11 protein-coding genes and 1 tRNA gene are annotated in these 14,778 nt (G+C 40.4%); 6 read left to right on the top strand and 6 right to left on the bottom strand.

The annotated features are described in order from the left end of the window. Positions 1 to 187 precede the first annotated feature (187 nt). Positions 188 to 2,359 carry a hypothetical protein gene (locus tag K2X50_03645; GenBank protein ID MBX9586330.1) on the top strand — a complete coding sequence of 724 codons (2,172 nt, stop codon included), beginning with the start codon at positions 188 to 190 and terminating at the stop codon, positions 2,357 to 2,359. 152 nt (positions 2,360 to 2,511) lie between these two features. Here K2X50_03645 and K2X50_03640 read toward each other — a convergent pair whose 3' ends face one another. Then, positions 2,512 to 3,021, bottom strand: a complete 510-nt coding sequence (locus K2X50_03640) for a helix-turn-helix transcriptional regulator (GenBank protein MBX9586329.1) — start codon at positions 3,019 to 3,021, stop codon at positions 2,512 to 2,514. A 310-nt stretch (positions 3,022 to 3,331) separates the two neighbouring features. On the opposite strand from K2X50_03640, the gene K2X50_03635 reads away from it, so the two are divergent. After that, entirely contained in the window at positions 3,332 to 5,083 is a 1,752-nt protein-coding gene (locus K2X50_03635; GenBank protein ID MBX9586328.1) for a DUF2235 domain-containing protein, read from the top strand. 118 nt (positions 5,084 to 5,201) lie between these two features. Continuing rightward, positions 5,202 to 6,917 (top strand): proline--tRNA ligase, encoded by a 1,716-nt coding sequence (locus K2X50_03630; GenBank protein MBX9586327.1) that lies wholly within the window; start codon positions 5,202 to 5,204, stop codon positions 6,915 to 6,917. Here K2X50_03630 and K2X50_03625 read toward each other — a convergent pair. From K2X50_03625 to K2X50_03615, 3 genes are read right to left on the bottom strand one after another with little or no spacing between them, the layout of a single operon-like run. Next, a complete protein-coding gene (locus K2X50_03625) occupies positions 6,896 to 7,369 on the bottom strand; it encodes a thioesterase family protein (protein MBX9586326.1) in 474 nt (157 codons plus the stop codon). The two genes, K2X50_03630 and K2X50_03625, sit on opposite strands and share 22 nt — an antisense overlap. Beyond that, positions 7,362 to 8,378 carry a L,D-transpeptidase family protein gene (locus tag K2X50_03620; GenBank protein ID MBX9586325.1) on the bottom strand — a complete coding sequence of 339 codons (1,017 nt, stop codon included), beginning with the start codon at positions 8,376 to 8,378 and terminating at the stop codon, positions 7,362 to 7,364. The genes K2X50_03625 and K2X50_03620 overlap by 8 nt, the downstream gene beginning before the upstream one ends. A gap of 1 nt (position 8,379) precedes the next feature. After that, positions 8,380 to 9,213: a YihY family inner membrane protein gene (locus K2X50_03615; protein MBX9586324.1), complete on the bottom strand. Its 834-nt coding sequence runs from the start codon at positions 9,211 to 9,213 to the stop codon at positions 8,380 to 8,382. A 136-nt stretch (positions 9,214 to 9,349) separates the two neighbouring features. Between K2X50_03615 and wrbA the strand changes: the two genes are divergently transcribed. Beyond that, on the top strand, positions 9,350 to 9,955 hold the full coding sequence (gene wrbA / locus K2X50_03610) for an NAD(P)H:quinone oxidoreductase (GenBank protein ID MBX9586323.1): 606 nt from the start codon (positions 9,350 to 9,352) through the stop codon (positions 9,953 to 9,955). On the opposite strand, the gene hemH is transcribed toward wrbA, so the two are convergent. Further along, complete coding sequence (hemH, locus tag K2X50_03605) at positions 9,921 to 10,940, bottom strand: ferrochelatase (protein MBX9586322.1); 1,020 nt, start codon at positions 10,938 to 10,940, stop codon at positions 9,921 to 9,923. The genes wrbA and hemH overlap by 35 nt on opposite strands. A 298-nt stretch (positions 10,941 to 11,238) precedes the next feature. Between hemH and K2X50_03600 the strand changes: the two genes are divergently transcribed. Beyond that, positions 11,239 to 13,359 carry a hypothetical protein gene (locus K2X50_03600; protein ID MBX9586321.1) on the top strand — a complete coding sequence of 707 codons (2,121 nt, stop codon included), beginning with the start codon at positions 11,239 to 11,241 and terminating at the stop codon, positions 13,357 to 13,359. Between the two features lie 51 nt (positions 13,360 to 13,410). Here K2X50_03600 and K2X50_03595 read toward each other — a convergent pair. After that, positions 13,411 to 13,486 (bottom strand) — tRNA-Thr (locus K2X50_03595). Between the two features lie 167 nt (positions 13,487 to 13,653). Here K2X50_03595 and K2X50_03590 point away from each other — a divergent pair. Beyond that, the gene (locus K2X50_03590; GenBank protein ID MBX9586320.1) at positions 13,654 to 14,733 is read left to right on the top strand and encodes an undecaprenyldiphospho-muramoylpentapeptide beta-N-acetylglucosaminyltransferase; all 1,080 of its coding nucleotides are present in this window, start codon (positions 13,654 to 13,656) and stop codon (positions 14,731 to 14,733) included. Positions 14,734 to 14,778 lie beyond the last annotated feature (45 nt).

The following is a 14,778-nucleotide window of genomic DNA, read 5'->3' as shown; positions in this document are numbered from 1 at the left end:
TTTAAAGAGCCATTGATTTCCCAGAATCTGCTATAATGTAGAGTATGGGAGCTAAAAAAAGCACCCCTGAGCAAAAGGAGTCACGACTGGTTGACGAAGATCAAATGGTATGAATAGCGCCAACTTTTGAGAGGCTTTTCGCCTCGGGAAGTCTTGGCAAACGAGTTAGTTTAGAGCGGAGGTTAGTATGAACAAGCATCATTTATCCATGTTTAAGTCTTTCACCTTGTCTCTTCTCCTGGTATCCCTGAGCTGGTCTATCAATGCGTACGCTTTAGGGCTTTTTGATCCAACCAGCCTGGGAGCCTACAAAGTAGGACATACTACTTTGTTGGTCAAAGATCCTTCTAGGAATCCCAACGGCTCAACCACTGGAACTCCCGTAGGGCGGGAATTGTTTTTACATATCTGGTACCCCACTACCAGTCAATCGGGACCTTTAACACAATATACCCTTAATAACCCCATCTATGATGGCACACACTCTGGCTATTCGTTACTTCATTTTAGCGCAGTATATCCTAGCAACAATAGCACGCGTGAAGGCGTGCCTGTGGCAAATGGGCCCTTTCCGTTGCTCATTTATTCGCATGGTTCTGCAAGCAGCTCCATCACAGGTAATCGTGATTTGAGTGAAACACTGGCCAGCCATGGGTATATCGTCGTTGGAATTGAGCACACCGGTAGTAATTTTAATTTAGCAATAAATCGAATGCTAGGTTTGCCAGATACTCCCTTGTCCAGTGGCGTAGGGAGAACAATCGGACGTTCTAAAGATGTTCGTTTCGTTATTACAGCAATGCAAAATCCTGCGATAGCACCTCAATTTGCTTCTCGAATCAATCCAAATCAAATTGGGCTTTTCGGATATTCGCTGGGTGGTTTCACCACCATGGTGACTGTGGCCGGTCAGCAAAGCGCCTCACCAGCCCTATTACCTGATAGTAGAATAAAAGCAGCCGTTGCAATGGACGGTTCAGATCCTGGCAGCTTTACAGCGGCAGATTTTGCCAATGTAACAGTGCCTGTTATGCTCTATCAAGATGCGGATGTTAATGCTAATTTAAATAATAATGTTAGTATTTTTCCGCAACTCATCAATAGCAACCCAAAATATTATGTTGATATTGCTGGGCTGCTTCATCCCTCAGGCTCAGGTGATAATCTTTGCGAAAGAATTCATACGAATCTTTTAGCAGCTGATCAAAATCCTGGGAATTTGAATGATTACGCATCCGTCTATTTTTCATTCGGTATAGCAAGCGTGGATATCTTTGCGGACTGTGATCAGACTATATTTAATGGGGTCTCCCAACAGCTGCAAAACAACATTGTGAATGATTTGTTAGTAGGTACTTTTGAGAATAGTCTTGCAAGTACAACTAACGCCGGCACCTTAATTAACATCGGTGATATGAAGCAACTAATGCCCTTGAGACCGGCTGTCCCTTATACCGAAATCTCTCGAATGCAAAAATGGTACATCGTTTCTTTTTTCAATAAAATATTAAAAGGTCAGCAAATTTATTCACTCTATCTGACGGATTCACCCCTTGCTCAAGTATTTAATCCACTGGCCAAAGTTGCTGCTAATTGTCAGGCACAACCTGATCATTTAGTGGATATTCAAAACGGTAATAAATTGAGCTTTAATCCCACGAAAGACGGCCATTTTTATCAAATCAGTTTTAGCAAAGGGAATACGCTTTTAGATAAAGGAACCGATCGTCTCAATTGGGATGACGTGAGTTCCGATGATACAATGCAGTCGATTACGCTACCCTTTTCATTTCCAGTACCCAATGTCGGGTTGATTAATAATATCACCCTCTTTGCTAATGGCGTGATAATGGCTACACCCCCAGGCGCGCTTGATTTAACAGGGGCCACTACTCTAACGCCATTCTACTCAACTGGAGCGTACTCTCCCTGGGCAATGAGTGGTGAAATTCTCTTGAATGGTCTTCCCACAATAGCAGGCCTGTGGGCTGATTTAAGCCCTCAAAATGCTCCAGCTGGACATGGCGTGTTTAAGAAAGTGCTAGCTGATCGGATCGTTATTACCTTCGATCAAGTACCTATGTGTTGCAGCATTGGAATTCCACCTAATACTTTCCAAGTAGTCATTTATAAAACTGGCAAAATTGAAATTATTTATGGCGATATGAGTGGCGTGGGTACTGAATACGATCCTAATTGGTTAGGAGGAATCGGAGTCGCAACCGGTCAATCCAGTGCCTATGAATTGAGAATCGATAATGTTGATTTCACGAAGCTGACAAAACCGGTGATTTTGCCATCAGCTTATGAAATCTTTTATCTGGGTAATGGCGTATCTTCTTGTAGCACTAACAATTAGCTCAGATGTCGACTTAAGGGCTCATGAGGCGCTTCTTGCAAGAGAAGCGCCTCTTTTTTGCGACAAATAAACTGAACAGGCCATAGGGAGTTTAAGGCGTTGCAGTTTTCGGATACTCCTTGAATAATCGATGCACCAATTTCAAATTGATTTTAATCTATAAATTTATCAATCAAATCGGACTTAAATTTACTATTGGTTTTAAATTTTAATGACTCAATATGATGCTCAACCGTGCGTCGTGAAATTCCTAAACGATTTCCAATTTCTTTTGCCGTTTTTCCACGCACCAACAACGATAAAACTTGTTTCTCTCGTTCCGTTAATTGCGCTAATTGTAATTGATAATTTGATGACATCGTCATGGGTAACGAATGAGCAGAACCTAACAACCCCGTCGTTATCAATTGAGAAAAAGCATACGCTAATTCACCAACCCCAAGACCGTTCATTTTAATTGAACAACCAAAAATTCCAATAACTGTATCTTCATAATACCAAGGAAATTTAAAGGATAATGCTTGTATACTGACAGAATTTGAAATATCACCCGTCTCTTCTGTTACTCTCATCATTTTCGTGTGCAAGACTTCTTTGTCAGTGGCCAACACTTTTTCAACTGAAGCTCGCTTTGCAAAACATTCCACAGATTTTCCAACCATATCTTTGTAAGAACTCGCACCAACCAATTGAGCTGTTGCATCATTTGAATTAACTATTCGACTATCGGCATCTAAAAAATAGGCCGTGATTGGGAGATTATAAATAGAAGAAATTCGATTAATAATATTTTCATCGTGTAAAGGTGGTTTGACAAGTGCAACGCCTTGCTTATATCGCTGAACAAGCAAGTCTCCATGCGCATCAAAAACTTTCTCTCGTCTAGTCATTTGATTTCATCCCTTTGGTCCATTTTCCAACCATTGACCGACCGTGTCAACCATCTCCCCGATTTTGGACTATAATTTCAGTGTGAGTACTTTAACATTCTTTCTACATGGAACACGGTATCATGAAGAAGGTCGAATCAAAACCGTGATATCTGCGCTTTCCGAGCAATGCTCGTCCGGAGGGTACGTCGTTAACGGTCCTGGGGGCAAAGCCCGCTCTGGAATGGCACCGACGATACCTGGCACCTACAAAATTGATCGAGTGACAGGCAAAAAAGTCCCTCAAAGGACAGTTGTTCCGCAAAAAGTGACTGAATTAGCCGCCGCCGCAACAGGTTGGGGCGTCGAACAGAATCTCGTTGAAATGCTGATGCATGTCGAAAAACAACATCCACTCCCAGACACCATTAACATGGTCGGATTTAGTCGTGGAGCCGATGCGTGTTTACGATTTGCCAATTTGATGTATCAATTTTATCCTCAAATAAAAATTAATATTATTGCCATCGAACCTGTTCCTGGCCCAGGAAGACAAGGCGCAGAAACGGCACAAATTATTCCGCCTAATGTGAAACATTATGTTTCTACCATTGCGCTTCATGAAAATCGCGCTGTCTTTAGACCCCAAGATTATAGTACGTTAAAACCTCAAGACTTCGAAAGCACTCAAGTGGAATGTTTGCCAATGCCAGGACACCATGGCATTCACAGTCGATTATCAGATAAAAACCCTGGGACAGATGATGCAACCGAATTAGTACAGGATATAGCTATCGATCGTCTTAAAGAATGGGGCACAACATTTAGAGAAGATCCACAATATCCGATGAAAATTGTTAAAGAAAAGCGTTCTGAATATGAGCCAAGAACCGATACCGATCCTGTAGGATTATTACGAAAATATTCAACCATGATTTGCCTCCTGGATAATTACGGCCCATTTTCAAAAGTTCGCTATGCAGCTCGTCATCGCGAAGATTATACCCCCATTCTCTCTCACTGTTTTATGAACCAGCAACATTTAAAATTATTTGCACAACAGTTTCCTGTTACATTTCAATATATGTGTGATCCTGATGATAAGAGAAAAAAAGAAAATTCAAACACTGAATTAAGTGAACATCCGAGCGTTAAAGATTGGTTAGAAAAAACGTTTGAAGCACATCCTGAAAAAAAGTCTCAAGTTTTCTTTAATCCATCAAAAGATCGTCTCGATGGTAACTACCTTCGAGTGGTAATGGCCATCCATGCATTTAGACAAAATCCACTAATCGGCAGCGAGGAAAAAATAGCTGCTAAAAAACTGCTTCAAGATTGTAAAAATATATTAAACCGATCGTTTGTTAATAAAGAAGATGAGATCAAAGGTAAAGTTGATGCATTCATATTGAAATACCCGAATAGTAAATTAACCACTCAACTCAAAGTTCGATTTGAAGCAAAAGAACCGTCTTTACAAGAAAGAATGATTCATGAATTAAAAGCGGCTCGCAATCAAAGTTTATTACAAAGAATTATTGAGGGTATTGAAAGTATAGTATCCTCAAAAAGAGAAAAATATTACACTACGGTAAGGAGTTCACTAACCGATGCGATAAACAAAATATCAGCTGATCCACCAAAAACGCAGCAAGAAATCGTTACAATATTACGAGAAACGTATAAAGCCATACACGATGAAAGACTAGAGTCTGGAATTTCCAAAGAATCAAGGTCTGAAGACATTCTTGGTAAGATGATCACCCATGCTATACGCGCCCCAACTCCCAAGAGCGAACCTAAGGCGTCACCTGAACAGGTATCCGAACCTCGCACTAGCCAACAAAAGAAATAAAGTATCTTGCTCTCATCACCTTAGATTAGTATGATCATTATCCTTGCACCACCTTGGCTAGAATGGCTAAAACGTTCAGATTTTGTCCAGGTTGGGTGAATAATTAAATAGGATTTTTATGCGCACCTCACAATTTTTACTAGTCACACAAAAAGAAACGCCGGCCGATGCGGAAATTGTCAGCCACAAGCTGATGCTTCGAACTGGAATGATTTCAAAACTGGCGTCGGGCATTTACACATGGCTACCGCTGGGTTTACGCGTACTCAAAAAGGTTGAGGCTGTGGTCCGCGAAGAAATGAATAAAATCGGAGCTAGTGAATTATTAATGCCCGCCATACAACCGGCTGAACTTTGGACTGAGTCAGGACGATGGGAACAATACGGTCCTGATATGTTGCGCATTAACGACCGACACAAACGAGAGTTTTGCTTTGGCCCTACTCATGAAGAAGTGATCACCGATATCGCTAGAAATAAAATTCGCAGCTATAAACAATTACCGCTTTCATTTTTTCAAATTCAAATGAAATTCCGCGATGAAATTCGTCCACGTTTTGGTGTGATGCGTTCGCGTGAATTCTTGATGAAAGATGCGTATTCTTTTCATCTTGATGCTGAATCGTTGGAAAAAACTTATCAGACAATGTTTGAAGCCTATACTAAAATTTTTACTCGATTAGGTTTAGATTTTCGCCCCGTTCTTGCAGACACTGGTAGCATTGGTGGTAATTTATCACATGAATTTCAAGTCTTGGCCAATACCGGCGAAGATTTACTGGCCTTCAGTGATGAGAGTGATTACGCGGCGAACGTAGAACGCGCTGAAGCATTGGCTCCAAACTCTACAGCCTCAAAATCAAATGAACCCCTAACATTAATTGATACCAATAGTCACTACACAGTAGATCAAGTGTGTCAATTTTTAGATATTAAACCTCAGCAATTAGTCAAAACATTGTTGGTCAAAGGTTCTGAAACTGAAATCGTTGCTCTTGCTTTGCGAGGTGATCACGAACTCAACGCTATTAAAGCGGCAAAACATCCCAAAGTGGCAAGTCCGTTGCAATTTGTCAAAGATGATATTATTCAAAAAAATCTAGGATGCAAAGCGGGTTGCATCGGCCCTGTGAAATTAAAGATTCCTTTAATTGTCGATCGTGATGCCGCAGTGCTCGGCGATTTTGTTTGTGGTGCAAACCAAGACAATAAACATTATCAAAATGCAGACTGGCAACGCGATGTGGGCGAGATTGAAGTTGCTGACTTACGAAATGTCGTACCGGGTGATATAAGCCCCGATGGCAAAGGCAAATTAAAATTCGCGCGCGGAATTGAGGTAGGCCATATTTTTCAACTCGGTGATAAGTACAGCAAAGCCATGAACGCCAATGTGTGCGATGAATCAGGAAAAGCACGATCCATGCTCATGGGTTGCTATGGCATTGGAATATCGCGCATTGTCGCTGCAGCGATAGAACAAAATCACGATGAACAGGGCATTCTGTGGCCAGAACCCTTAGCGCCGTTTCAAATCGCTTTTATCCCTGTTAATTTACACAAATCTGATCGACTCAAAAAAGTGTGCGAAAAAATTTACAGTGAATTAGTTGCTGCAGGCTACGATGTGCTTTACGACGATAGACAAGAAAGACCTGGTGTATTATTTGCTGATTGCGATCTTATCGGAATTCCTCATCGATTGGTTCTAGGCGATAAAGGACTCGATGCCAATATCATCGAATATAAAGCACGAAACAGTAGTGAGACGAAAGAATTACCGTTGGATACTTATCTTGATGAATTAAAAACTCAGCTTTCTCGATTATCTTGACTGTTATCAAGCCAAACGAATTCTTTGCCTCGAGGAAATTTATTGATGAACTCCATATAATCAGCAGGAGGCGTCACGACCTTTCTTTTATCTAAATCCATCCAAGCACCTTCAACGGTGATTTCCGCTGCTAGATCATTATTAACGTTATAAAAATGATGGTGCATAGACCAAATTTTTCCGTTGCGTCTCATCGAAATTATTTCGCAATCAACTGTAAATTTTTCATTGAGTCGCAATTCTTTGTAAAATCGCGTTTCTTCACGGAATAAAACAGGCCCCATTCGTTCATGCATTAATTTTTCAATGGGTAATCCGAACTCGCTGAACATTGACACTCGAATATGCGCCCCATAGTCATTGAATGCGGAATGACGCATATGACCATTAAAGTCGCAATCTGCCCATCGCACGTGAAATTCCTTTGTATAGGATGAGATAGCATCACTCATTGACTTTTCCTGCACCGCTTTTGTGCTGTTTGCTTTCATCCGGAGTAGTAGCTTCCGCCAAACTTTGTGCGATAGAATTTCCTAGACTAGTCATCTCTTTCAAATGTGATACACGCTGCGGTAGTCCCTGCTGCTCAGAGGCAATTCTCAGCGCTTTTTTCATATCCACAGCTTGTTGAATTTGAGTACCGCCCATTTCAAACAAATTTTTCTCTAGGACTTTATCAAGATTAGCGTATTTTCCTTGCACTTCTTGCAATGGCAGATGGCCTTCAACATAAACATCTCCATCGTGTCGTCCAATTTTATAAGGAGCATTAATAACTTTAACAGTCTCCCCTTTTTTTACTGCATGATATAATTTCTCGATATCTTCTGGATACATTCTCAAACATCCCGAACTACTCCGACGCCCTACCCCGGTATTATCGTTGGTGCCATGAATTAAATAAGTTTGCATTGATAATCGTAGTGCATATTCACCTAAAGGATTGTCGGGCCCTGGAGGAACCATTTTAGGAATTTCAATGCCTTCTTTTGCTCTTTCAGCACGCACTGATTCTGGAGCGTGCCATGTTGGATGATCCATATGTTCAATCACCGTCATAACTCCATCGGGCGTTTGAGAACCTTGTCGCCCGATTCCAACAGGAAATGTCCACACTTCTTTTGAATTTTTTGGAAAATAATACATCCGCATTTCTGCTAAATTAATGATGATTCCTTGACGCAGCGTATTCGGTAAAATATAGCGCGACGGAATAATTATTACAGTGCCTGGAATGGGTTTATCTGGATTCACGCCTTGGTTGGCTTCAATTAATTCCATATAGCCCAAATCAAGACGATGAGCGATGGTAAAAAAATTATCACCTTCTTGAACGATGGTATTACTCACGTTTCCAATAAGATCATCACCCTCGCGGCCTAAAGGAAAAACAGCCGCGCAAACTGACGAATGAATACCTACAATAAGTAATAGTACTGATAATGCTTTGATCATTTTCATTTTAAATTTCCGTTTCATTTCCATTAGCGATAACATAAGCGACAACCGCACCAAATAAAATAATTAACCAGGTCATATACAACCACAATAAAAATATTGGTATCGTTGCCAATGCACCATAAAGTAATTCGTAGGATGGAAAATTAATTAAATACCAACTAAATCCAAATTTAGCCCAACTAAATAATATCATAGCGACTAAACCACCCCAAATAGCATGTCTTATTTTTACTACACAATTTGGCAATGTGACATACAATATTGTGAATGACATCCATGTTATCAAATTGGGCAGACATCGCAAGAGCATCGTTTTTATGTCGAGAAACTCACCCATTTCAACAACTAGAGGTAATGCTGCTAAATTTGTACTCACTGCTATTCCAACACCCACTGAAATAGGCAGCAAAGTCAACACTCCCCAATAAATTAAAAATGCTGAAACACCATGACGTCGCTGCTTTACTCGCCAAATGGCATTTAAATCCGACTCCATATTGAATATCATCATAATGGCTGTAACAACCAAAAAAAATAAACCGGTGGGAGACAAATGTCGTGCAGAATCTACAAAGCTCTGAAGATGTTGTTGAATAATATCAGCTGAACCAGCAACAAAATTTGAAAACACAAAATCCTGAATCTTTTGTGCGCCGTCTTGAAACACTGGAAATGCCGATAATAACGCTAAACTCACCGTCATCAGGGGCACTAAGGCCAATAAGGTCGTATAGGCTAACGCTGCTGCCCGTGTAAAACAGGCATCATTTACAAATTTCCATATCATTCGGTCAATATACCGATATAGTGTATTCACCGATGAAAAAATTATCATACAGGGGTCCTCTATGTGAGCGCTCCAGGATTTCATCATAAAACGCATTCATAGTCACTAATCAGCATCACTATGATTTCCAACTTGTTTATCATATCATGAGCTCAGTCGAATGAAATGATATGGAGCATTTTTTATGGCAACAGTGTTAATTTTATATTACAGCCGCAATGGCTCAACAGCACAAATGGCTCATCATATCGCTCGTGGCGTCGAAATGGTCGACAACGTTGAAGCCCTCATCAGAACTGTACCCAGTGTTTCCCCAACTATTGAAGCCACTGAACCCTCAGTGCCTGACCAAGGCGCGCCCTACGCCACACTGGATGAACTCGCGCAATGTGATGGATTAGCCTTAGGCAGCCCCGCTCGTTTCGGTAACATGGCTGCTCCGTTAAAATATTTTTTGGAACAAACTACAGCGCTCTGGTTTTCAGGAAAATTATCCGGCAAACCGGCTGCAACATTCACATCAAGCTCCTCAATGCATGGCGGGCAAGAAACAACGCTTCTCAATATGATGTTACCGCTCATGCATCAGGGCATGCTCATGGTTGGCCTTCCTTACTCAGAACCCGACTTAAATACCACTCAAAGCGGCGGTACACCTTATGGCGCCAGTCATGTTGCTGGGATTGATAGCAATTTTCCTCTCAACGAAGAAGAAGCACGGCTTTGTAGAGCATTAGGAAAAAGATTGGCGGAAATCACCCTGAAATTGACCCCCAACCATGCTTGTTAATTAATTCCAAGAATGCTTGTATATGTAACGGCTGATCATTTAACGCCGGAATATACTTATAATTTTCACCCCCTGCTTTTGTAAAAATTTCTTGGTTTGTCATACTAATTTCTTCCAAGGTCTCTAAACAATCCGCTGAAAATCCGGGACATATTATATCAACATTTTTTTTACCTGTTAGTGGCAACTCTTGCAAAGTTTTATCACAATACGGTTGCAACCAAGGCTCTCGTCCAAAACGCGATTGAAATACTAATCGCCATTGTTCATCCGATAGCCCTAATTTTTCTGCAATCAAACGTGCCGTTTTATGGCAATAACAATAATAAGGATCACCTTTTTGAAAATAGCGCTCAGGCAATCCATGAAAAGAAATTAACAAAATATCACCGCGTTGATGCTGAGCCCAATGTCTTTGAATACTGTTAACTAAAGCCTCAATGTAGAGTGGCTCATCTGCGTAATGATTCACAAAACGCAATTCTGGCATCCAAGACAACTTTGCCATTTCACGACTCACTGCATCAAAAACTGCAGCAGTCGTCGTCGCTGAATATTGAGGAAATAAAGGCAAAATTAGAATTTTACGAACGCCTTGTTCTCGAAGCCTCTGCATTCCACTCGCTATCGAAGGCTGCCCGTAAGTCATTCCTAATTCTATAATGGGTGAGTTAACACCCTGCTGATTTATTAACGCTTGCAATTTTTCTTTTTGTCGCAGGCTGTTCACCAACAAAGGGGATCCTTCCGATAACCAAATTTTGCGATAATTACACGCAACCCTCTTACTTCGTAGGGGTATAATGATCCCATTCAAAATAAACCACCACAAAAAAGGATTGACATCTATCACGCGCGGATCTGACAAAAATTCGCGTAAATAACGTGCAATAGCCAGCGTTGTTGGCTCTGCGGGCGTTCCTAAGTTCACTAGCAATACCCCAAACTGCGAATCAGGCTGAACGGGATGAATAGGTTTGTTCATAAAATTTTCTCAAAAGGGCCATTAAAAATCAAAATACTATATCAAAGATTTGCCAAACGCCATTATTATGCCATCTGAAAATTTAGCCTAGCGATGACACAAAATGCAAAACTATGAGGAATAGACAAAATCTTACACGCATTATACCAGTTTTCCTCACAATAACTATTGACTTTTTGGCAGCTCCCACTTAGTCTAAGTGTTCATGTTAGATATCTAAAAAAATTTCCTAAATAACATATCAATGGATATTCCATGGCTATGTATTTGACAATTAATTTTTGTCTGAGGTTAGATTATGAAGAAAGTATTGAAGAGCTTTAGAGACAAGAAAGCCCAAAAATCGGGCGGTTCTCCACGAAATTCAACTACAAATAGAACTTCAATTTCAGATGTAGCCCTCGATGATGACCCAAAAAATGCTGCTGAAACGATAGAATTAAAACCCTTGCGCCAACCAATAACAGTCGGGACGCATAATGCTCCATTTTCAGCCAAATTGAATCCAGTGATTGCTATGCAGTCTAATGATTATGAATATCGTTATTTACTCCAAAATTATACTCCACAAAAAAAATCCGATTCTTTTCCGGTATCCATAAATCATATGGACGATTACTTCAAAATTAGCACCGAAATGAGTGAATTATTAATCTATTTGCCAATTTGCATCCATGAAGATATCTATTCTCAGCCCGATCAATTACGAGATTTCTTAAAAGCAGTCGTTACAGCATTTAAACCGAGACCCGTGCATATCGTTCTTACGATATCCGATGAATTAAATCGTCACCAAATCTATAAAGAAAAATTCATGCATGATGAATTCTTTAAACCTATGCGTAATACCTCAAGTCTTCACCTTGATAAGTCAGATGATTGCAGAAATGATGCAAAAAAGCTCGGAGATGATTTGATTGAATCGCTTGCACTTGAAAATATTGCACAGGAAATAGGTTGCAAAATTACACATTTTCGCTGGGGCGAACTTACTCATCCCGAGATGACATCTGCTACGCTGAGAACCTGTTTTTTAGAAAGAATGCGAATTAGCGACAAAACCACAGAGGTTAGTTCTGATATTAGCATTACTAGTCTTTCTGAATTTGTTAGCGCCCAATTTAGCTCAGGCGTAGGATTTGCAGCAGCAGTACAACCCAAGCTGAACGAAGTCAGTAATAATGATTTATCCACATTCACAGATAAAACCAATGTGAATGTTAGCATTCGTTCAAATAAAAAATATATATTTGAAGAAGTTGCTCATATGATGCAAGTTTATTCAACTGGTTTATTTGATGTTACTATACACGCACACGACTTCAAATGGCGAAAATTTTCACGCAAAGTTGGAACATCACTCTTTGGCGAAGTTTTACATCACTGGACGTGTGAATTATTGAACTCCTATTTAGCAGAGCATAACAAAAGAAAACTACTATCTGAAAAACCTGCCGCTCTTAATTTGCCACATTATATCACTGTGGGACGTTATCCTAAATCACGCGCCGATTATATCGTTGTAAAATCCAACAAGAAAAAAAAGGCTAGTGAAGCCTCAACAATACTGGGTGATAACAACGAGCGTTCACTTCACCAAATCGTCATCGAGGAAGTTGAAACCCGCAGAGGCTTACAAACTTTATCTTCATCAGAAATATTGTATTATGAACAGGCACTTGTAGCTACTGGCAGAAGAAGTTCAGATAAAACGCCAAAAGCTGATGATAAAAAGGCCAAGAAATCTTTGGGCCAAAGCAAAAGCTTGGCTACATTGTCAACAGTTTCTAAGGATAAAGAAAGAACTAGTTCTTTGCCTCAAAGTATACGTTTTGTCACTCAACACAAAGGTAGTGGTGAAGTTAAAGCACAATCCTCGTCTACTCAAACTAAAAATTCCGACGTTTCACCTGTTGCTCTTGATGATGCTATAGTATTAGCATCTACATTTCAAAATGAAAGCTTAAGAGCAGGACCAGGATTTTTTGATAATGCTCAAGTAATTGCCCCAGCTCAAGTTAGAAATAAATCGCAACCTCCCAGTGTATTCGACCGCGTTGAGGTCTCAGGAGCGGCACCTCACAATGATAAATTGAACACAAGCATACAACATAATAAATCCGCAGGAGACGTGACTCAAGCTATGAGTTTGAGGGCAGTCCAAAGTGTTCCTAACGATAAAAACACACCTATATTAATACCCCCGAGAAAAAATACTAGCGCTCCGCCGACAGTTCCAGATAATAGTAACAGTCAACATTTATTGCGTCGAACAGACGGCATGGGTCTACCGCGAAAAGTGTCGAGCGACGATGGCGTACAAGTTTTTGCCAATCGAAGAAGAAGTTTTACTATGCTAATACGAGTATCTGATGATGAAGAGTCACTTTCTTCGTCTCAAGAATTATTGGTTATGTGATCAAGGTGAGAATTTGACAATCCTAGATTCAGCAGTAGAAACCTAGGATAATGGAGCTGGTGATAGGATTCGAACCTACGACCCGCTGATTACAAATCAGCTGCTCTACCAACTGAGCTACACCAGCAACAAGCCGAGTATTCTATGACAGACGAACTCAAAAAGAAAGAAAAAAAAGGGTCAGGCATGCATATTTTCATCTAGCAAAGCCAGGTAAAAATATGCATGCCTGCCCCCTATTCCGCTAGTATATCCGCTGATACAATCTACTCTAGCAATTGATTAAGGTTAATGATGAAAAAAATTCTATTCACAGGTGGTGGTTCAGCTGGCCATGTTGTACCCAATATAGCCCTTATTAATTATTTGAAGGGCTTTGGATGGGAAAGTCATTATATCGGTAGCTATGACGGCATTGAAAAAACGCTCATCTCACCTCTTAATATCCCCTATTACGGCATCAGCACCGGAAAGCTGCGTCGCTTTAAATCTTGGCGAAATTTATTAACACCCTTCCAAGTCTTAACAGGCATAGGGCAAGCCTGGCGATTGCTCGGCCGCATTAAACCAACGGTGGTTTTCTCTAAAGGAGGCTTTGTTGCATTCCCTGTTGTTTTTGCAGCTTGGCTACGAAGAATTCCTGTCATCATCCATGAAGCCGATCTGACACCTGGACTCGCTAATCGTTTAAGCCTACCCTTTGCACAACAAGTCTGCGTTAATTTTCCCGGCGCTGAAAAATATTTTAAAAATCCAAATAAAGTCATTGTTACAGGCATTCCCTTGCGTCAAGTGCTCACCTCAGGATCTCGCGAAAGAGGTCTAAATTTTCTACATTTTTCTGCATCTAAACCTGTTCTATTGATTTATGGCGGTAGTCTTGGCGCTCAAAACCTAAATGATATCACGCGGCAAATCTTACCCAAACTTACTCAACAATTTCAAATCGTACATGTTTGCGGCACCAACAAAACTGATAATCGTTTTGATAATATAAAAGATTACCAACAATACCCTTATATCAATGATGAATTTGGCGACGTCATTGCATGCGCTGATTTAGTGATATCTCGCGCGGGAGCTAATACAGTTTACGAATTAATCGCTCTGAGAAAAAACCACATTTTGATTCCGTTATCAAAAAAAGCGAGTCGTGGTGATCAAATCGAAAATGCAGAGTATTCTTCGAAAAAAGGATTTAGTACGGTTATTGATGATGAAGATCTTACTGCGACTTCATTACTACAAACAATCGACACTTGCTGGGCACAAAAAGAGACAATACAGCAAAAACTCTCACAAATCTCAATACCAGACAGTTTTACTATTATATCTAATCTGCTTGAATCAGTGAAGAAAAAAGGTCAGGTCTAACATTGAAACTAGCACATCTGAGCTGGTTTCAATGTTAGACCTGCC

This window comes from Gammaproteobacteria bacterium (assembly GCA_019748175.1).
In the GTDB taxonomy this organism is placed as follows: domain Bacteria; phylum Pseudomonadota; class Gammaproteobacteria; order JAIEPX01; family JAIEPX01; genus JAIEPX01.
The sequence above is the reverse complement of the archived record's forward strand: the minus strand, read 5'-3'. Positions and strand labels throughout refer to the sequence as shown.

Coding starts and splice junctions, on each gene's coding strand:
- K2X50_03590 (MBX9586320.1), top strand. CDS start 13,654: ATGAAAAAAATTCTATTCACAGGTGGTGGTTCAGCTGGCCATGTTGTA.
- K2X50_03625 (MBX9586326.1), bottom strand. CDS start 7,369: ATGAGTGATGCTATCTCATCCTATACAAAGGAATTTCACGTGCGATGG.
- K2X50_03640 (MBX9586329.1), bottom strand. CDS start 3,021: ATGGTTGGAAAATCTGTGGAATGTTTTGCAAAGCGAGCTTCAGTTGAA.
- K2X50_03645 (MBX9586330.1), top strand. CDS start 188: ATGAACAAGCATCATTTATCCATGTTTAAGTCTTTCACCTTGTCTCTT.
- K2X50_03620 (MBX9586325.1), bottom strand. CDS start 8,378: ATGAAAATGATCAAAGCATTATCAGTACTATTACTTATTGTAGGTATT.
- K2X50_03630 (MBX9586327.1), top strand. CDS start 5,202: ATGCGCACCTCACAATTTTTACTAGTCACACAAAAAGAAACGCCGGCC.
- wrbA (MBX9586323.1), top strand. CDS start 9,350: ATGGCAACAGTGTTAATTTTATATTACAGCCGCAATGGCTCAACAGCA.
- K2X50_03600 (MBX9586321.1), top strand. CDS start 11,239: ATGAAGAAAGTATTGAAGAGCTTTAGAGACAAGAAAGCCCAAAAATCG.
- K2X50_03615 (MBX9586324.1), bottom strand. CDS start 9,213: ATGATAATTTTTTCATCGGTGAATACACTATATCGGTATATTGACCGA.
- hemH (MBX9586322.1), bottom strand. CDS start 10,940: ATGAACAAACCTATTCATCCCGTTCAGCCTGATTCGCAGTTTGGGGTA.